We start from the raw sequence: 15,380 nt of genomic DNA, 5'->3' as shown, positions 1-15,380 counted from the left end.
AACCTCAGCTTGTCATGACCAAAATATTCGCCCTGGTGGACTGCAACAATTTTTATGTCTCCTGTGAAAGGGTTTTCAATCCCGGTCTGGAGGACATACCCGTGGTGGTCCTGTCAAACAATGACGGCTGTGTAATCGCCAGATCGGATCAGGCCAAGGCCCTGGGGGTGGGGATGGGTGTCCCGGCTTTCAAGTACAGGGATTTTTTTGAAAAACATGGAGTCAAGGTCCTTTCATCCAACTACCCCCTGTATGGAGACATGTCCTGCCGGGCCATGAATCTTCTCTCCGGCCTGGCACCGTCCATGGAGGTCTATTCCATTGATGAGGCTTTTCTTGATCTGAAAGGGATCAACCAGGGGCCTGAACAGTATTCCAGGGAAATCCGCCAAAAAATGCTCAAATGGCTCGGACTTCCTGTTTCCATAGGCATTGGACCCACAAAGACCCTGGCCAAGATAGCCAACCGGTTCGCCAAAAAACACCCTGAACATGGCGGAGTCATGGATTTGAGCCATGGCCCCGGCCTTAATCACTACCTTGAGCAGACCCCTATTCAGGATGTCTGGGGAATAGGCAGGAAAAGCGCCCTGTTCCTCAGAAGCTACGGCATCAGCAATGCCCGGCAGTTCGCAAAGCTCTCCAGAGACTGGGTCAAGGACCGAATGAGCGTGACCGGCCTGGAGATCCTTATGGAAATCCAGGGGATTCCCTGCCTTGACCTGCATGTTGCACCCAGGCCCAACAAGACAATCATCAGTTCAAGGTCATTTGGCCGACCTGTATCGGACCTGGAACCTCTGTCAGAGGCTGTGGCCTGCTTCGTTGCCAGGGCAGCGGAAAAACTCCGCTCCCAGAGAACAGCCTGTTCCACACTTACGGTCTTTATCCGCACCAGCAAACATCAGGCCAGCCTGCCCCAGTACTCTGGACACAGTTCCGCCAGCCTGATGTACTCCACTGCCCACACCCCCACCCTGATCAGGCAGGCCCTGACTGTTCTCAGAAAAATTTATCAAAAAGGCTACCCCTATAAAAAAGCCGGAGTAATGCTGTCCGGAATAGAACCCCAGGGGCAGAGACAGCTCTCCTTTTTCATGCCGGACAGAGATGAGATCCGCAAGCAGGACAAGGTCATGGAGACAATGGACCGGATTAATGCCCGCTGGGGCAGCAACACCATTTATCCGGCCGCTGCAGGCAGAAAAAAAGAATGGAAGGCCCCGGGACAGGCAGTGACACCGTCCTACACCACTTCCTGGAAAGATCTGCCAGTTGTCATCGCCTGAACCCTCAGACCGGAGCAGTTAGGCCTTGTTTATCCCGGCAATCCGCTCAAAATCACCTTTTCTGGTCCCGGCCCTTGTAATCTGACTGAGTATCACCCCGGCAAAAACCATGACCACGCCCACAACCTGGATCGAACTGAACCTCTCACCCAGAATGGTCCAGCCCAGTAATATGGTGAAAACCGGCACAAAGTTGATAAAAGAAGATGCCTGACCCGCTGAAATCTTGCTGACCCCGTAATTATAGCAGGTATAGGCCACCAATGTGACCACCACTCCCAGATAGAGGACGGCTAAGGAGGGAGCAGCCGGAAATTCGGACGGAATGCCGGCCGGGGAAATGAGCATCAAGGGAAAAAAGAAGAGAGTTCCCAGAAATGACTGAACTGCGGTCAGGTAAAGAGGATTATATCTTGCACTGAGATATTTGGCACAGATGGTATAACCGGCTGCACAGCAAATAGCCAGAAATTCCAGGAAATTGCCCAGAACAGGCCTTGGTGCACCATGGGTGACTTCACTGAACAGGCTTATCCATATCCCGCCAGCCACGGCCAGCATGAATCCCGCCACGGTCCTGGTACATACCCGCTCCTTAAGCAGGTAAAAGGCACTTACGGTCACAATAAGCGGAAGCATGGCACTGACCATCCCGGCCTGGGAAGCGCTGGTATAAACCAGGGCATATCCTTCGAAGATGTAGTACAGACAGGGCTCAAAAAAGCCCATGAGCAAAAGGAGCTTCAAGTCTCCGGATTGCCTCCTGACCCTCCGGAATCTTGGGAAAATCAGGGCCAGGACCAGTGCGGCTGAAAGCATCCTCCCGAAGATCGCAGTCATGGGGTCAAAGGCCATAAAAGCTATTTTCAGGGCAATATATGAACTGCCCCACAAAAACATGGCTGTGATCAGAGCCAGATAGGCCTTTAAATTTCCGGTGTTACGTCTCATTTACAAATTACCCTGCAGGACTGGACAAAAAAATAATCTTATATAAGATTGTCCTATGAAAAGCCTGTTTCTGGCACTTACTCAAGTCAAGGGCAAGCCTTATTTAGCCAAATTTAAGCTTGGCAGTGAAAACACTTTGTGCTAAATTGCACAAAGTGTTTTTTTGAAAACGACAAGCTGAAACAACCAATCTGTAGGAGGTACTTTATGTCCGTAATCGTTTTTGGTCACAAAAACCCAGACAGTGATTCAGTATGCGCAGCCATTGCCGTAGCCGATCTCAAGAGCAAGCTGGGCGTATCCGCAACTGCTGCTGCCCAGGGAGAGCTGAATCCTGAAAGCAAGTTCGTTCTGGACAAATTCGGCCTTAATGCTCCTGAAGTTATCACTTCCGGAGAAGGCAAAAAAGTAATCCTGGTGGACCATTCTGATCTTGCCCAGAGCCTGGATGACCTGTCCAAAGCTGAAATCGTCGGCATTGTCGACCACCACAAGCTTGGCGACGTAACAACACCCAACCCCCTTGAATGCTGGATATGGCCGGTGGGTTGCACCTGCACAGTCATTAAATCCATGTATGACTTCTACGGCGTTGAAATTCCCAAAAATATTGCTGGGATCATGCTTTGCGCCATCCTGAGCGATACAGTTATATTCAAGTCCGCCACCTGCACTGACGCTGACAAGAAGGCCTGTGAAGCCCTGGCCAAAATAGCCGGTGTCTCCGACATGATGGACCTGGGCATGGAAATGTTCAAAGTGAAGTCCGCAGTTGACGGAACTCCCACCAGGGAGCTCCTGTTCAGAGACTACAAGGATTTCAATATGAGCGGAAACAAAGTCGGTATCGGCCAGCTGGAAGTTGTTGACCTCTCCATCCTGGAGCCGGTCAAGGACGCCCTTTATGAAGAAATGAAAAAGGTCAAGGACGAAGGCGGAAGGCATTCTGTATTCCTGCTTTTGACAGATATCATGAAGGAAGGTTCAGAAATGCTGGTCATTTCCGATGACCCGGCTGTTGTAGAAAAGGCATTTGGTAAAGGCGTTGATGGAACCTCTGTCTGGCTGGATGGAGTAATGAGCCGCAAAAAGCAGGTTGTTCCCAACTTTGAAAAGGCCTTTGCCGGCTAACATCTGCAGAATAAGCTGAATTTCAGCTTTGCTGCTTCTTTAAAAGACCCGGTATCTTCCGGGTCTTTTTTTGTTCTAAAGAAAAACCTGACCAAAAAATCATTGACAGTGCTCTTTATAAAAATTAAATAAGTCCTCTTCAAGTTTTTTTGGGCCAATAGCTCAGTTGGCAGAGCCACCGGCTCATAACCGGAAGGTCCCAGGTTCAAATCCTGGTTGGCCCACCATTTCAGGGAGTGAAATTGCTGGCTTTAAAACAAAATAATAAAACAATGCCCTTTGACCGGCTTAAGTCAAAACCGAAAAAAGGTGCTTCCCACGAACAGGACAGGGAAGCACCTTTTTTTTATGCCCCTGGACCTCAATGGAATTAAAAAGACTGATTGAAACAATTGAATCCTTTGCTCCTTCCCAGCTTGCCCTGGACTGGGACAGATGCGGAGTCCAGGTTGCCGGGACAAAACAGCAGATAAAAAGCATGGCTGTGGCCCTTGACCCTGATGAAGAAACAATTGACCAGGCTGTCAGGCTCAAGGTGGATTTCCTGCTGACTCACCACCCTCTTACTCTCAAGCCAAAGCTTCCTGACAAGGTGGATTCCTTCCACCGTATCCTGTCCCGACTGCTGTCCACCAACACCATTCTTTACAGCGCCCACACCAGCCTGGATGTCAACCCGGCCGGACCGGTATCGTGGCTGGCCAGGGACCTGGGCATGCAGAACACTGCGGTCCTCTTTCCAACTTTTACCCAGAAAAATACCTGCTTGGTCCTGGATTCCCCTGTGGAGCTTCCTTTGGAGGATATCCCCCATGGCCGATATATCCGCCACCTCCAGCATACCCCCCAGGGTCTGCTGAAGGGGCTGACCCTGCCCTGTGACCAGGTTGAACCTTTCATCAGCAGCCTGGAGGAAAAAATCGGACCTTTTTCCTTTCAGATTCTGGAAAGCAGTTCCCCAGGCAAGGAATACGGACTGGGCCTTATCGGGGATCTGCCAGGCCCGGCTCTCTTTGCTGACTTCATGGCCGGTTTGCAAAAAATCCTGGGCATGGAAAGAATCATCTGCGCGGGCCAAATTCCTGAAACCGTAACCAGGGTGGCCTACTGCCCTGGATCAGGAGGCGATCTGGCTGCCAGGGCTTTTTCCCTGGGTGCAGACATATTTATTACCGGTGATCTCAAGTATCACCAGGCCCAGGAAGTCTTTGACCAGGGGTGCACCCTGGATCCTGGGCATTTTATTTTGGAGGAAAAAATGATGCTCTCCTGGCATGAAGCCCTGTTCAAAAGGCTGAGCCAGGTTGAGATCCATTTTATAAGAGGGAAAAACCCTTACAGAATTTTTGATAAAGACATACTGAAATCTTTTTCAGGGGAGGATTAAGTTGAGCAAGTATATTGACCAAATTAAAAAACTGGTGGAACTTCAGCAAGTTGATTCTGAAATGATTCAGCTCAAAACCAGACTGATTGAGGCCCCTAAGCATCTTGAAGAGCTGCAGTCCACTCTGGAGGCCCTGGAAGACCAGAAAAGCCAGGTCCAGGAACGTCTGGACCTCTTGAACCAGCAGAAGAGCAAGCTGGAGCATGATATCGGGGAGGACTCCAACAAGGTCAAGAAAAGCAAGAACAAGTTGATGATGGTCAACAATACCAAAGAATACCACGCCATGATGCGCGAGATGGACAACCTGGAAAAACTGAACCGGTTCCGGGAAGAAGAGATGACCAACCTCATCGAGGATATTAATATTCATCAGGACAAAAAAGAAGATTTGACCACCCGTATCGAGTCTCTGAGGGAGGAGTTGACCATCAGCCAGTCCACCCTTGATTCTGAAATGGACAAAATCAATAAAAGGATAAATGAGCTGGAAAAAAGCAGAAAAAAAGCCTGCGCCAATGTCCCGGTACCCATCCTTTCCAGATATAATTTCATCAAAGACAGGCTGAACAACCCGGTCATCGTATCTGTCAAAAGAGGTGTATGCACAGGATGCTACATAAGTATCCCCCCCCAGTCTTTCATTGAAATCCAGAAAGGGGAACAGATTCTGAGCTGCCCCAACTGCCAGAGGCTGATTTTCTGGGAAGAGCACTTCTGCGAAAACTAGAACCCGGATTCAGGTATTGCCTTGCAATGTCTGCAGAATAACTTATAATTAATTTTGGAGTCGGACGGATTGTCGCTGTCCGGCACCTGCTTTAATAGCGGAATATGGCCCCTGATTAAATCCTGCAGAATTCAGGAGCCGGTCTTTATTGTTTTTCCACGATTAAAGCGGGTGCCGGAGGGAGGAAAGTCCGGGCTCCGCAGGGCAGGACGCTGGATAACGTCCAGCAGGGGCAACCCTGGGACAGTGCCACAGAAAACAGACCGCCCTGCACTTACTTGATCAGTCGGATCCACAATTGGTGGTGACCAAACAGCAGACCAAAAATCCATTGCTGAAGTAAGTGCAGGGTAAGGGTGAAACGGTGGGGTAAGAGCCCACCAGTTGCTGCGGTGACGCAGCAAGCTAGGTAAACCCCGTCCGGAGCAAGGCCAAATAGGAAGACGTACGAGGCCGGCCCGGCCAATGTCTTCGGGTAGGCTGCTTGAGGTCTGGAGTAATCCAGATCCCAGATGAATGACAATCAGCGGCTGATTTCCTTTGGAGCCAGCCGCCTACAGAACCCGGCTTACAGTCCGACTCCATCAAATATCTGCTTATGAATATATGGGCCGTAATCCTGGCCGCCGGCCAAAGCACAAGACTTGGCCGAAGCGGACTTGGGAAAAAAAAACAGTTCCTGGACCATCAAGGTCTGCCCCTGTTTTGGCACAGCGTCCTCACCTTTGCCCGTTCAGGCATTATTTCCGGAACAGTAATAGCTTTTCCTGCTGATGAAATGTCCTGGTGCAGGCAACAGGTAGAAGATCTGCTGAACAGCAGGCATCCGGGAATTCCGGTTCACTGCGTCCAGGGCGGAATCCTCCGCCAGGACTCGGTCCAAAGCGCCCTATCTGTTCTGCCGGATGAATGCGACCACATCATGGTCCATGATGCAGCAAGGCCTTTTTTTACAGCCGGCCTTGTCCGGGAACTGGTGCAGGCATTCGGCCCCGGCCTAGGCGGTACCATCCCGGTCATCCCCTGCAAAGATACGGTCAAAAAAGTTGAGTCTCAAGAGGTGGTTGAGACCCTGAACAGGGACAAACTCTTTCTCGTCCAGACCCCCCAGTTCTTTCCCAGAAAAATCCTGGTCCAGGCCCATGCCAGGGCTAAATCTTCCAGCCTGCAGGTCACGGATGACGCATCCATGGTTGAGTTGGCTGGACACAAAGTCAGGACTGTTTCCGGCCTGGAAAACAATATTAAAATCACTACCTGTGAAGATCTGAACATGCTTGTTAAAAATCCTGAGCCTCCTCTGACCTGCACCGGCCTTGGCTATGATGTACACCGTTACGGCGGTGAGCGACCCATGGTACTGGGGGGAATCCCCATTCCCGGAGCTCCTTCAGTATCTGCCCATTCTGATGGTGATGTCCTGTTACATGCCCTGGTGGACGCCATCCTGGGATGTCTGGGCAAAGGGGACATCGGAGATCTCTTTCCAGACAGCGACAACCGGTTTGCAGGCATGAGCAGCACGGTTTTTCTTGCTGAAGTCCTTCATCTTGCCCAGAAAGAAGGCCTTTTGATCCAGCACATGGACATCACCGTCATAGCCCAGGTGCCCCGACTCGCCCCGTATAAAGAACAGATCAAGTCCAATTTGCTGGGTCTGACCGGGCTTGCCCCTCATCAGGTGAACATCAAGGCCACCACAGAGGAAAAGCTCGGCTTTACAGGGGCCAAGCAGGGAATCAAGGCCATGGCCGCAGTAACGGCCATTAAAACCAAAAAACAACCACGGAGCTGACCATGCTCATCTACAACACGGTTTTGAGAAAAAAACAGGAACTCACTCCCATTGAAGACAACCATGTCAAAATGTATGTCTGCGGCATAACTGCCTATGATTATTGTCATATCGGACATGCCCGGTCCACCGTGGTCTTTGACGTCCTGGTCAGATACCTGCGCCACATTGGGTACAAAGTTACCTTTGTCCGCAATTTCACTGACATAGACGACAAGATAATCAACAGAGCCCGTCAGGAAGGTCTGACTTCTGACCAGGTGGCTGAAAAATACATCCAGGCCTTCTATCAGGACATGGACCGGCTGAATATCTTACGGGCAGACATTGAACCCAAGGCTACTGAACACATTCCTGAAATGATCAGTCTTATCCGGCTCCTGGAAGATAAAGGCTTTGCCTATTCCACAAAATCCGGAGATGTCTATTTCCGGGTAAGAAAGATGGAACACTACGGCAAGCTTTCCGGCCGCAACATTGAAGAATTGAATTCCGGGGCCAGGGTGGCTCCAGGCGAAGAAAAAGAAGACCCTCTGGACTTTGCCCTGTGGAAGTCGTCCAGACCTGGTGAGCCCCAATGGGACAGTCCCTGGGGTCCGGGCAGGCCCGGATGGCATCTTGAATGCTCTGCCATGAGTGAAAAATACCTGGGAATTCCTTTTGACATTCACGGTGGCGGGCAGGACCTGGCCTTTCCTCACCATGAAAACGAAATGGCCCAGAGCGAAGCCGCCTTTGGGACCAAATTTGTCAACTACTGGGTCCATAATGGATTCGTCCGGGTCAACTCTGAAAAGATGTCCAAGTCATTGGGAAATTTCATCACCATTAAGGATATCCTTTCCAGTTGCCATGAAGAAGTTCTCCGCTTTTTTCTTCTGACCAAGCATTACAGAAGTCCTCTTGACTACTCCACTTCCTATCTGGAGGAAGCTGAAAAGGCCATTAAAAGGATATACCAGACCATTTCTCTTTTGGAAGGGGAACTGGCTAAGACCAAATGGACCAGGGGACCCGAATTTCCAGAAACTGAGCAGGAAATAAGCGAAATCTCGGCCAAATGGGATCAGGCCATGAACGATGACCTGAACACGGCTGAAGCCCTGGGCCATGTCTTCAGTCTGACCAGGCTGGCCAACAGAATGCTTGAGACCAAGTCCTTTCGCAAATCAGAGGCCGGACGCAAGCTTATGAAAGACATTCTGGGACTCTATCAAAAATGGGGACAAGTCCTGGGACTGCTCAGCCTGCACTCCCTGACTTTTCTGGACCGCATCAAGGAGATCATCTGCAAACGAAGGAACATTGACCCGGCTGAAATCCAGGCCCTGGTCGAGCAGAGACAGGCTGCCAGAAAATCCAGAGACTTTGAGCTGGCTGATAACTTGCGGGGCAAGTTGACAGAACTGGGCATTGAAGTAATGGATACTCCTGAAGGTCCTAAATGGGATTTTACCTGACAGACCTGGAACTGAACCACAGGAGGTATGCATGGATATGCTTCAGCAGATCATCCAGGAGATCGGATGGGAATCCATAATCCCAACCACCCTCAGGGTGCTGGTCATTTTATTCATTGTATATCTGATCAAAAAAGTTGTCCGCTCAGCCCTGGAACGTCTGGAAGGCAGACTGGTCCAGCGCGGGAAAACAACCGGCGAGCCTCCGTCTGAAGTCCAGAAGAGGTCTGAGACCCTGATCAAACTTTTACGCCAGGGTATCTATGCTGCCATATGGGTCCTGGCTCTGCTGGTCCTGCTGCGCCAACTGGGCTTTGAAATAGCTCCCATCCTGGCCGGAGCAGGCATTATCGGGCTGGCAGTGGGGTTTGGAGCCCAGAACCTGGTCCGGGACGTTATTTCCGGTTTTTTCATTATCCTGGAAGACCAGATCCGGGTGGGAGATGTGGCTGTAATCAACGGCACCGGAGGACTGGTGGAAAAAGTGAATTTCAGGACCATTGTTCTTCGCGATTTGACCGGGACAGTCCATGTTTTCCCCAATGGCACCATCAACACCCTTTCCAACATGACCAACACCTGGTCGGCCTATATCTTTGACCTTGGCGTGGCCTACAAGGAAGACACCGACAAGGTGGTGGAACTCATCAAAAAAGTTGGTGAGTCCCTTAAAACAGACGAGTATTTTGGTCCCTTGATGGTGGACAACCTGGAAGTCTTTGGAGTGGACAAGTTTGCAGACTCTGCAGTCATGATCAGGGGACGCATCAAGACCAGACCCATTAAACAATGGGAAGTAGGCAGGGAATTTCTACGCAGGATCAAAAAGACCTTTGATGAAAACCGGATCGAAATCCCCTTTCCCCACAGATCAGTCTACTTCGGATCTGCCAGCAAGCCCATGGACATCAAGCTCCTGGAAAATTCATCCGGCCTCTCCCCCGGGTCCGGCCCGGCAGACAGCCGGGGATAACCACAATGACCGAACCTTGCGGCCTGCCCAAGGTGGCAATTGGATCACAGCTTAAACACTGTCCCCAGATCACCACCCTGGGAGTCTGTCCCAACCTGAGCCACTATCCCCAGTGGAAACTCCAGCTGATCCTGGATTCCAAAAAAATATTCTTTCCCACTTCCCTTTATGCGGAGATGTTCTCGGCCATGGGCAAGGAAATCTTTCCATCCATAGAATCGTACCGCTTTGTTGGAGACAAGATAAAGCAGACGATCATGTTCCAGCTTGTGGGCCTTCCAGTGCCCAGAACAAGATTTTATTACGGACCAGTCCAGCAGCAGAATATCAGCAGGGATTTTTCTTTTCCCTTCATCGCCAAAACCCCCAGGTACTCATCCAGGGGCAACGGGGTCTGGCTCGTCAAAAACAGAGAAGAACTCAGCTCCTACCTGGAGAGCAACCAACCGGCCTATATCCAGGAATTTCTTCCCCGGATAAGAGACTTCCGGATCGTTGTTGCCGGGGAAAAAATTATTCACTCCTATCAGCGTATTCCCCAGGAGGATGACTTCAGGGCCAATGTTTCCCTGGGAGCCACCCTTTGCTTTGAGGACATACCTGAACAGGCCGAGAACCTGGCCCTGACCGCCTGCCATTTATGCGGATTCAATTATACAGGCATGGATATCTGCGAATCAGAAGGAAAGTTTTATGTTCTGGAAGCCAATATGAAGTTCGGCACCCAGGGATTTAAAGCTGCCGGCCTGGACCTCAAAAAAATCCTGTGCAGACTGGTCCGGGAAGATCATATTTAATCCTGGCACCATGATGAAGGACGTGTTAGGGATTAATCCACCTTTTGACAAAGACATCGGTAACACCTAATCTGAGCCATAAGCAAAATTTCCGGCCATAGGCACCCAGGTAATCTCAACCAGCCGGATCCGGAGCCACCCGTAATGTCCAACGAAATAACCAAAGCCCGTAAAAATCTGAACAGTGTATCTTCCCTTCTCAAGCAGAACAAGATCCTGCCGGCTGTAAACGCATTTTATGATGGTCTGCTGACCTATCTCAAAGGCAATCTGCTGCAAAATGAAAAAAAAGAATTTGCCGATCTTCTGGACAAAACCGTCTACCTGGTGAACAGCCATCCCAAAGTCAGGGAAATTTATCCTATCCTTTTGACCTTTGAGTCAGGCAAAGAAAAAGAGTTGGTTGAAAATCTGCGGGAACTCCTGAATGCCATGCAGAATTCCCTGGCGGACAATGCCAAGGACACCCTGGCCGAGCTGGAAAAAAGAAAAAGAGAATCCCTTGCCCAGGCCAGGCAGCGCCTGGATGAAAAAGATATTGATAATGCCCAGGCCATCTTCAAAAAACTGGTCCGGGATTTTGACAAAGACTTTGAACTGAAAATCGACATCACCGACCTGCTCATCAATGCCCAGGAATACCAGAAGGCCATTGAGTATCTTAAACTGGCCTACAAGGACAATCCAGGTTCAGTTCATATTTATAACCGCCTGGGAATGGCCCTTAGAAAGCTCGGACGTTTTGAAGATTCGGAAAAGGCCTATCAGCAGGCCATCCAGATTCATTCCAAGGACGAATACCTGCACTTCAACCTGGGCAGGCTTTACATTGATGCCGGGAAATTAACAGAGGCCAGACTTTGTGCTGAGAAAGCCCTGAAGATCAATCCGGACTTTGACCAGGCCAGGAAGATGCTCAACTTCACCATGAACAAGACCAGGAAAAACAAGGAATAAACAGAAGGACCAGGCTTGAACAGTATTCAGTCCGCCAGCCTCAGGCTCTTGCTCCGTCCACCTCTTGACCGGAACATACTCAAACCCGGTATATACTCGCCCACTTCCCTGGTCCAGGACATAGAAAAAGCGTCATGTCCGGACCACCTGGTTACAGACCAGGACATCATGAACATCCTGGTCAAGTATTTCCATGCTTATATCCATCCCGGCAGCATTGAAACAGTAATCAGCCTCAAAGAAATTTCTGCCGGCTTTGATGCTTTTGTGCATCGAAGACTGGGAAGCGAGCTGCTCTGGGATCAAAAGGAACTTCGGGCCACCCTCTTAAAGTACGGCTTCGCCCTGGCCATGCTGGCGGATATTCCCAAGTCCGCCGCCATTTTCCGGGAAATCGCAGGCCAGACCCTGAACCCGGATGAATACAAAGATACATTTCTCGGTCTGGACATCGGTGCCGGTACCGGGATCCTCATGCTTGCCCAGCAGATCGCAGCCCGCCGGAACAGGTTCAGCCGGATGGAAATCATTGGCCTGGAAAGAGATCAGCCCACCTGTGAGCGGACCTCCCTTATTGCCCGGACACTGCGGCTGGGCAAAGTGTCCATGGCAGATGCCAGAAAAGTGTCTTCTTATGATTGTCTGAAAAACAGGCCTGTGACCTGTGTGACCAATGAAACCCTGCCCGGAGCATCAGCCAGGCTCTGGAAAGAGGACTTCATCAAAATCAACCGAGTTCTTTTTGCCAACTTTTCCCACCTGCTGGCCAAGGCCTTTTTCTTCCCGGCCCGGGTCATTGCTGCAGAAATTTCTGGAAAAAACGCGGTTATTCTTAACCAGGATAACCATTTTCACCAGATCCCTGGAAAACCTTTGCATCTCATGTACCCCAGAGCCATAGAACTGAAAGGCAGGCTTTATTCGCTGCCTGATATCGGCTGTGATTTCAGACCGTACCTGGAGGACCCATGGCCGTCTGTCCTGTCCCGGAGATGGTGAAACAGCCACCACCGGGCCCGCCACTGTCCAGGACTTGAATTATCAGGAAATTGCCGGTAATAGGACCGGTTTGCAGGACAGCGCCTGTCCAGCACCGGCTGTTCCCGGGACAGGCCTTGATTCTGCAGAGCAAGCTGCTGAGAATAAATCCTTTCAGGAGAGATAATGGCAAATTCCAGACAATACCTTATTGACGATCTGTCCCAGGCTAATTCCTGGCGGCTTTTCAAAATCATGGCCGAATTCGTGGATGCCTTTGAAAAGCTCAACGACCTGGGACCGGCTGTTTCCATTTTCGGCTCAGCCAGAGTCAAGGAAAACGATCCGGTTTACAGACTGACTTTTGATATCGCTAAAAAACTTACTGAATCCGGGTTCAATGTCATTACCGGCGGGGGGCCAGGCCTGATGGAGGCCGGAAACAGAGGAGCCATGGAAGGTGACGGCAGCTCAGTAGGTCTTCACATCCACCTGCCCTTTGAGCAGAAGTCCAACGACTTTATCGATATTCGGTGTGAGTTCCGGTATTTTTTTGTCAGAAAAGTCATGTTCATCAAGTATGCCAAGGCCTACGTTGTCATGCCCGGAGGGTTCGGCACCCTGGACGAATTGAGTGAAGCCCTGGTCCTGACCCAGACCAAACGCATCAAGCCCTTTCCCATAATTCTTGTGGGCAAGGATTTCTGGTCTGGAATAGTTGACTGGTTCAAGGATCAACTCCTGACCAATGGCTACATCAGCGAAAAAGATTTTGCCATGTTTCAGCTGGTGGACACAGCCGACGAGGTTGTTCAGGCCATATCCAGAACATAGTATCTTCAACAGCGCTTCCTGGCTACTTGATCCGGCTGTTTTGACAAACCTGAGCATCAGAATTATTAATTAACTTTATACGGAGGATGAAAATGAAGGAAAAAGTTCAGGCTGTACTCGACAAGATAAGGCCTTCCCTGCAGGCCGATGGTGGAGATGTGGAACTGGTGGAAGTAACTGACCAGAATATTGTCAAGGTCCGCCTGACTGGGGCCTGCAAGGGTTGCCCCATGTCCCAGATGACCCTGAAAAATGGAATTGAACGCTTGATTTTAAAGGAGCTGCCCGAGATCAAGGGTGTAGAGCCGGTATCCTAATAGAATCTTTTTATTAAAAGTCACGGGCGGGCCTTTATGGTCCGCCATTTTTTTCATAATCCTGTAGATTGAGGCACATTTTTATGACGACCATTGCAACCAGGTTTGCCCCCAGTCCAACCGGTTACCTGCACATCGGAGGAGCCAGAACCGCAATTTTCTGCTGGCTCTTTGCCAGAAAAAACAAAGGACGCTTCATCCTGAGAGTAGAGGACACAGACCAGCAAAGGTCCACCCCGGAAATGACCGGAGCCATCCTTGACGCCATGAACTGGCTGGGGCTGGATTGCGATGAAGGACCATTTTTCCAGAGTGAACGGACCAGCTTATATTTAGAATATATCCAGAAACTTGTTGAAAGCGGTAACGCCTACCACTGCACCTGCACCCCGGAAGAGGTGGAGAGGATGCGCGAACAGGCCAGACAAAAGGGACAAAAACCCAAATACAATGGGCAATGCAGAGACGCTGGGATCAAACCCGGGCCGGACACTGTTGTCAGGCTCAAGGCCCCCCTGACCGGCCGGACCATGTTCCGGGACCTGGTCAAGGGGCCCATCTCTTTTGACAACCAGGAGCTTGATGACTTTGTGCTCCAGAGAAAGGACGGCTCTCCCACTTATAACCTGGCTGTGGTAGTAGATGACATTGAGATGAAAATGACCCATATCCTGCGCGGGGACGATCACATCAACAATACACCCAAACAGATACTGATCTACCAGGCCCTGGGAGCAGACCTCCCCCTGTTCGGTCATGTCCCCATGATCCTGGGACCGGATAAGAAAAAACTGTCCAAGAGACACGGAGCTCTTTCAGTCATGGCCTACAAGGAAATGGGCTATTTGCCTGAGGCCATGCTTAATTACCTGGTCCGTCTTGGCTGGTCGTACCAGGATGAGGAAATTTTTTCCAGACAGGACCTGATTGAAAAATTCTCACTGGACAATCTGGGATCTTCAGCCTGTGTCTTTGATGTGAACAAACTGACCTGGCTCAATTCCCACTACATCAAGGAAACAGCCATCTCCAGGCTGGCTGATATCCTGACAGAGCATCTTGCTCCGGAGCTGATCCCGAATGATCGCAGCTACCTGGAGCAAATCATCCCCCTGCTTCAGACCAGAGCCGGAACCATGCAGGAAATGGCTGAGATGGCAGAGTTTTTTCTGGTTGAAGACACAAACCTGGCCTTTGATAACAAGGCCGTGGCCAAATTCCTGACCCCTGAAGCCAAAGAATATCTAAAGGAAATTGCTTTCAGACTGGATAATAATCTGAATGAATTCGACCAGAACAGTCTTGAACAGGAATTCAGTGCCTATATCCAGGAGAAAAAGATCAAATTCAAGGCCATTGCCCAGCCTTTACGGGTTGCCATCAGCGGAAAAACCGCCAGTCCAGGCCTTTTTGAAACCATGGAGGTCCTTGGCAGAGAAAAAGTACTGAACCGTTTAAAGCGGGCTTCCGGCTGATTATTTTAGAGAAGCGGTGTGAATTAAGGTCAAATGTTGAAAAAATGACCGGCCATATCCCGGGCACATCCTGACCCTTATTTTTTCCATATGGAAAAAATAAGGGTCAGGATGATGCTGATGACAATGCTTGTGCCCAGTGGAAAATAAAACCTGAAGTTATCCCTTTCAATGGTAATGTCCCCTGGCAGCCGTCCCATGCCCAGGGGCAGCTTGTCTTTGAACAGGACTGCCAGCCCAATGATTACCAGCACCACTCCGGCCAAAATGATGGCCTTGCCTATTGCGGACCAGTCGTTCATAGCT

General features: G+C 50.2%; 15 protein-coding genes, 1 tRNA gene and 1 other RNA gene. 15 read left to right on the top strand and 2 right to left on the bottom strand.

Going from position 1 to position 15,380, the window contains the following annotated elements:
* Positions 1–14: 14 nt before the first annotated feature.
* The gene (locus P771_RS0105205; RefSeq protein ID WP_028574308.1) at positions 15–1,289 is read left to right on the top strand and encodes a Y-family DNA polymerase; all 1,275 of its coding nucleotides are present in this window, start codon (positions 15–17) and stop codon (positions 1,287–1,289) included.
* Positions 1,290–1,307: 18 nt separating this feature from the next.
* Here P771_RS0105205 and P771_RS16540 read toward each other — a convergent pair whose 3' ends face one another.
* Entirely contained in the window at positions 1,308–2,240 is a 933-nt protein-coding gene (locus P771_RS16540; protein WP_051617132.1) for a DMT family transporter, read from the bottom strand.
* A 207-nt stretch (positions 2,241–2,447) separates the two neighbouring features.
* Between P771_RS16540 and P771_RS0105190 the strand changes: the two genes are divergently transcribed.
* The 14 genes from P771_RS0105190 to gltX all read left to right on the top strand — a co-directional run bounded on the left by P771_RS0105190 (position 2,448) and on the right by gltX (position 15,074).
* Positions 2,448–3,371, top strand: a complete 924-nt coding sequence (locus tag P771_RS0105190; RefSeq protein WP_028574307.1) for a manganese-dependent inorganic pyrophosphatase — start codon at positions 2,448–2,450, stop codon at positions 3,369–3,371.
* Positions 3,372–3,522: 151 nt separating this feature from the next.
* A tRNA-Ile gene (locus P771_RS0105180) sits at positions 3,523–3,598 on the top strand.
* Positions 3,599–3,735: 137 nt separating this feature from the next.
* Positions 3,736–4,758 carry a Nif3-like dinuclear metal center hexameric protein gene (locus P771_RS0105170; RefSeq protein WP_028574305.1) on the top strand — a complete coding sequence of 341 codons (1,023 nt, stop codon included), beginning with the start codon at positions 3,736–3,738 and terminating at the stop codon, positions 4,756–4,758.
* Between the two features lies 1 nt (position 4,759).
* On the top strand, positions 4,760–5,488 hold the full coding sequence (locus P771_RS0105165) for a zinc ribbon domain-containing protein (protein ID WP_028574304.1): 729 nt from the start codon (positions 4,760–4,762) through the stop codon (positions 5,486–5,488).
* Between the two features lie 56 nt (positions 5,489–5,544).
* Positions 5,545–6,075, top strand: an RNA gene (gene rnpB / locus P771_RS18275) — RNase P RNA component class A.
* Between the two features lie 11 nt (positions 6,076–6,086).
* Positions 6,087–7,283: a 2-C-methyl-D-erythritol 4-phosphate cytidylyltransferase gene (gene ispD, locus P771_RS0105160; RefSeq protein WP_028574303.1), complete on the top strand. Its 1,197-nt coding sequence runs from the start codon at positions 6,087–6,089 to the stop codon at positions 7,281–7,283.
* A gap of 2 nt (positions 7,284–7,285) precedes the next feature.
* Positions 7,286–8,743 carry a cysteine--tRNA ligase gene (gene cysS / locus P771_RS0105155; RefSeq protein ID WP_028574302.1) on the top strand — a complete coding sequence of 486 codons (1,458 nt, stop codon included), beginning with the start codon at positions 7,286–7,288 and terminating at the stop codon, positions 8,741–8,743.
* Positions 8,744–8,774: 31 nt separating this feature from the next.
* Positions 8,775–9,716, top strand: coding sequence for a mechanosensitive ion channel family protein (locus P771_RS0105150; RefSeq protein ID WP_028574301.1), 942 nt, complete (start codon positions 8,775–8,777; stop codon positions 9,714–9,716).
* Between the two features lie 5 nt (positions 9,717–9,721).
* Entirely contained in the window at positions 9,722–10,513 is a 792-nt protein-coding gene (locus P771_RS0105145) for an ATP-grasp domain-containing protein (protein ID WP_028574300.1), read from the top strand.
* 144 nt (positions 10,514–10,657) lie between these two features.
* Positions 10,658–11,470 carry a tetratricopeptide repeat protein gene (locus tag P771_RS0105140; RefSeq protein WP_028574299.1) on the top strand — a complete coding sequence of 271 codons (813 nt, stop codon included), beginning with the start codon at positions 10,658–10,660 and terminating at the stop codon, positions 11,468–11,470.
* A gap of 15 nt (positions 11,471–11,485) precedes the next feature.
* Complete coding sequence (locus P771_RS0105135) at positions 11,486–12,469, top strand: hypothetical protein (RefSeq protein WP_028574298.1); 984 nt, start codon at positions 11,486–11,488, stop codon at positions 12,467–12,469.
* 165 nt (positions 12,470–12,634) lie between these two features.
* Entirely contained in the window at positions 12,635–13,282 is a 648-nt protein-coding gene (locus P771_RS0105125) for an LOG family protein (RefSeq protein ID WP_028574297.1), read from the top strand.
* Between the two features lie 92 nt (positions 13,283–13,374).
* Entirely contained in the window at positions 13,375–13,599 is a 225-nt protein-coding gene (locus tag P771_RS0105120; RefSeq protein ID WP_028574296.1) for a NifU family protein, read from the top strand.
* Positions 13,600–13,682: 83 nt separating this feature from the next.
* The gene (gltX, locus tag P771_RS0105115) at positions 13,683–15,074 is read left to right on the top strand and encodes a glutamate--tRNA ligase (RefSeq protein WP_028574295.1); all 1,392 of its coding nucleotides are present in this window, start codon (positions 13,683–13,685) and stop codon (positions 15,072–15,074) included.
* 77 nt (positions 15,075–15,151) lie between these two features.
* Here the strand turns inward: gltX and P771_RS0105110 are convergent, their stop codons facing one another.
* A complete protein-coding gene (locus tag P771_RS0105110) occupies positions 15,152–15,376 on the bottom strand; it encodes a DUF2905 domain-containing protein (RefSeq protein WP_028574294.1) in 225 nt (74 codons plus the stop codon).
* Positions 15,377–15,380: the final 4 nt, after the last annotated feature.

This window comes from Desulfonatronovibrio hydrogenovorans DSM 9292 (assembly GCF_000686525.1).
GTDB classification, from domain to species: Bacteria; Desulfobacterota; Desulfovibrionia; order Desulfovibrionales; family Desulfonatronovibrionaceae; genus Desulfonatronovibrio; species Desulfonatronovibrio hydrogenovorans.
Note: the sequence above shows the minus strand (reverse complement) of the source record. Positions and strands in the feature narration are given on the sequence as shown.

What these genes read in the sequence shown, in the direction of transcription:
- P771_RS0105190 (WP_028574307.1), top strand. Translation starts at nt 2,448, where the DNA reads ATGTCCGTAATCGTTTTTGGTCACAAAAACCCAGACAGTGATTCAGTA.
- P771_RS0105205 (WP_028574308.1), top strand. Translation starts at nt 15, where the DNA reads ATGACCAAAATATTCGCCCTGGTGGACTGCAACAATTTTTATGTCTCC.
- cysS (WP_028574302.1), top strand. Translation starts at nt 7,286, where the DNA reads ATGCTCATCTACAACACGGTTTTGAGAAAAAAACAGGAACTCACTCCC.
- P771_RS0105120 (WP_028574296.1), top strand. Translation starts at nt 13,375, where the DNA reads ATGAAGGAAAAAGTTCAGGCTGTACTCGACAAGATAAGGCCTTCCCTG.
- P771_RS0105170 (WP_028574305.1), top strand. Translation starts at nt 3,736, where the DNA reads ATGGAATTAAAAAGACTGATTGAAACAATTGAATCCTTTGCTCCTTCC.
- P771_RS0105140 (WP_028574299.1), top strand. Translation starts at nt 10,658, where the DNA reads ATGTCCAACGAAATAACCAAAGCCCGTAAAAATCTGAACAGTGTATCT.
- P771_RS0105145 (WP_028574300.1), top strand. Translation starts at nt 9,722, where the DNA reads ATGACCGAACCTTGCGGCCTGCCCAAGGTGGCAATTGGATCACAGCTT.
- P771_RS0105125 (WP_028574297.1), top strand. Translation starts at nt 12,635, where the DNA reads ATGGCAAATTCCAGACAATACCTTATTGACGATCTGTCCCAGGCTAAT.
- P771_RS16540 (WP_051617132.1), bottom strand. Translation starts at nt 2,240, where the DNA reads ATGAGACGTAACACCGGAAATTTAAAGGCCTATCTGGCTCTGATCACA.
- P771_RS0105150 (WP_028574301.1), top strand. Translation starts at nt 8,775, where the DNA reads ATGGATATGCTTCAGCAGATCATCCAGGAGATCGGATGGGAATCCATA.
- ispD (WP_028574303.1), top strand. Translation starts at nt 6,087, where the DNA reads ATGAATATATGGGCCGTAATCCTGGCCGCCGGCCAAAGCACAAGACTT.
- P771_RS0105110 (WP_028574294.1), bottom strand. Translation starts at nt 15,376, where the DNA reads ATGAACGACTGGTCCGCAATAGGCAAGGCCATCATTTTGGCCGGAGTG.
- gltX (WP_028574295.1), top strand. Translation starts at nt 13,683, where the DNA reads ATGACGACCATTGCAACCAGGTTTGCCCCCAGTCCAACCGGTTACCTG.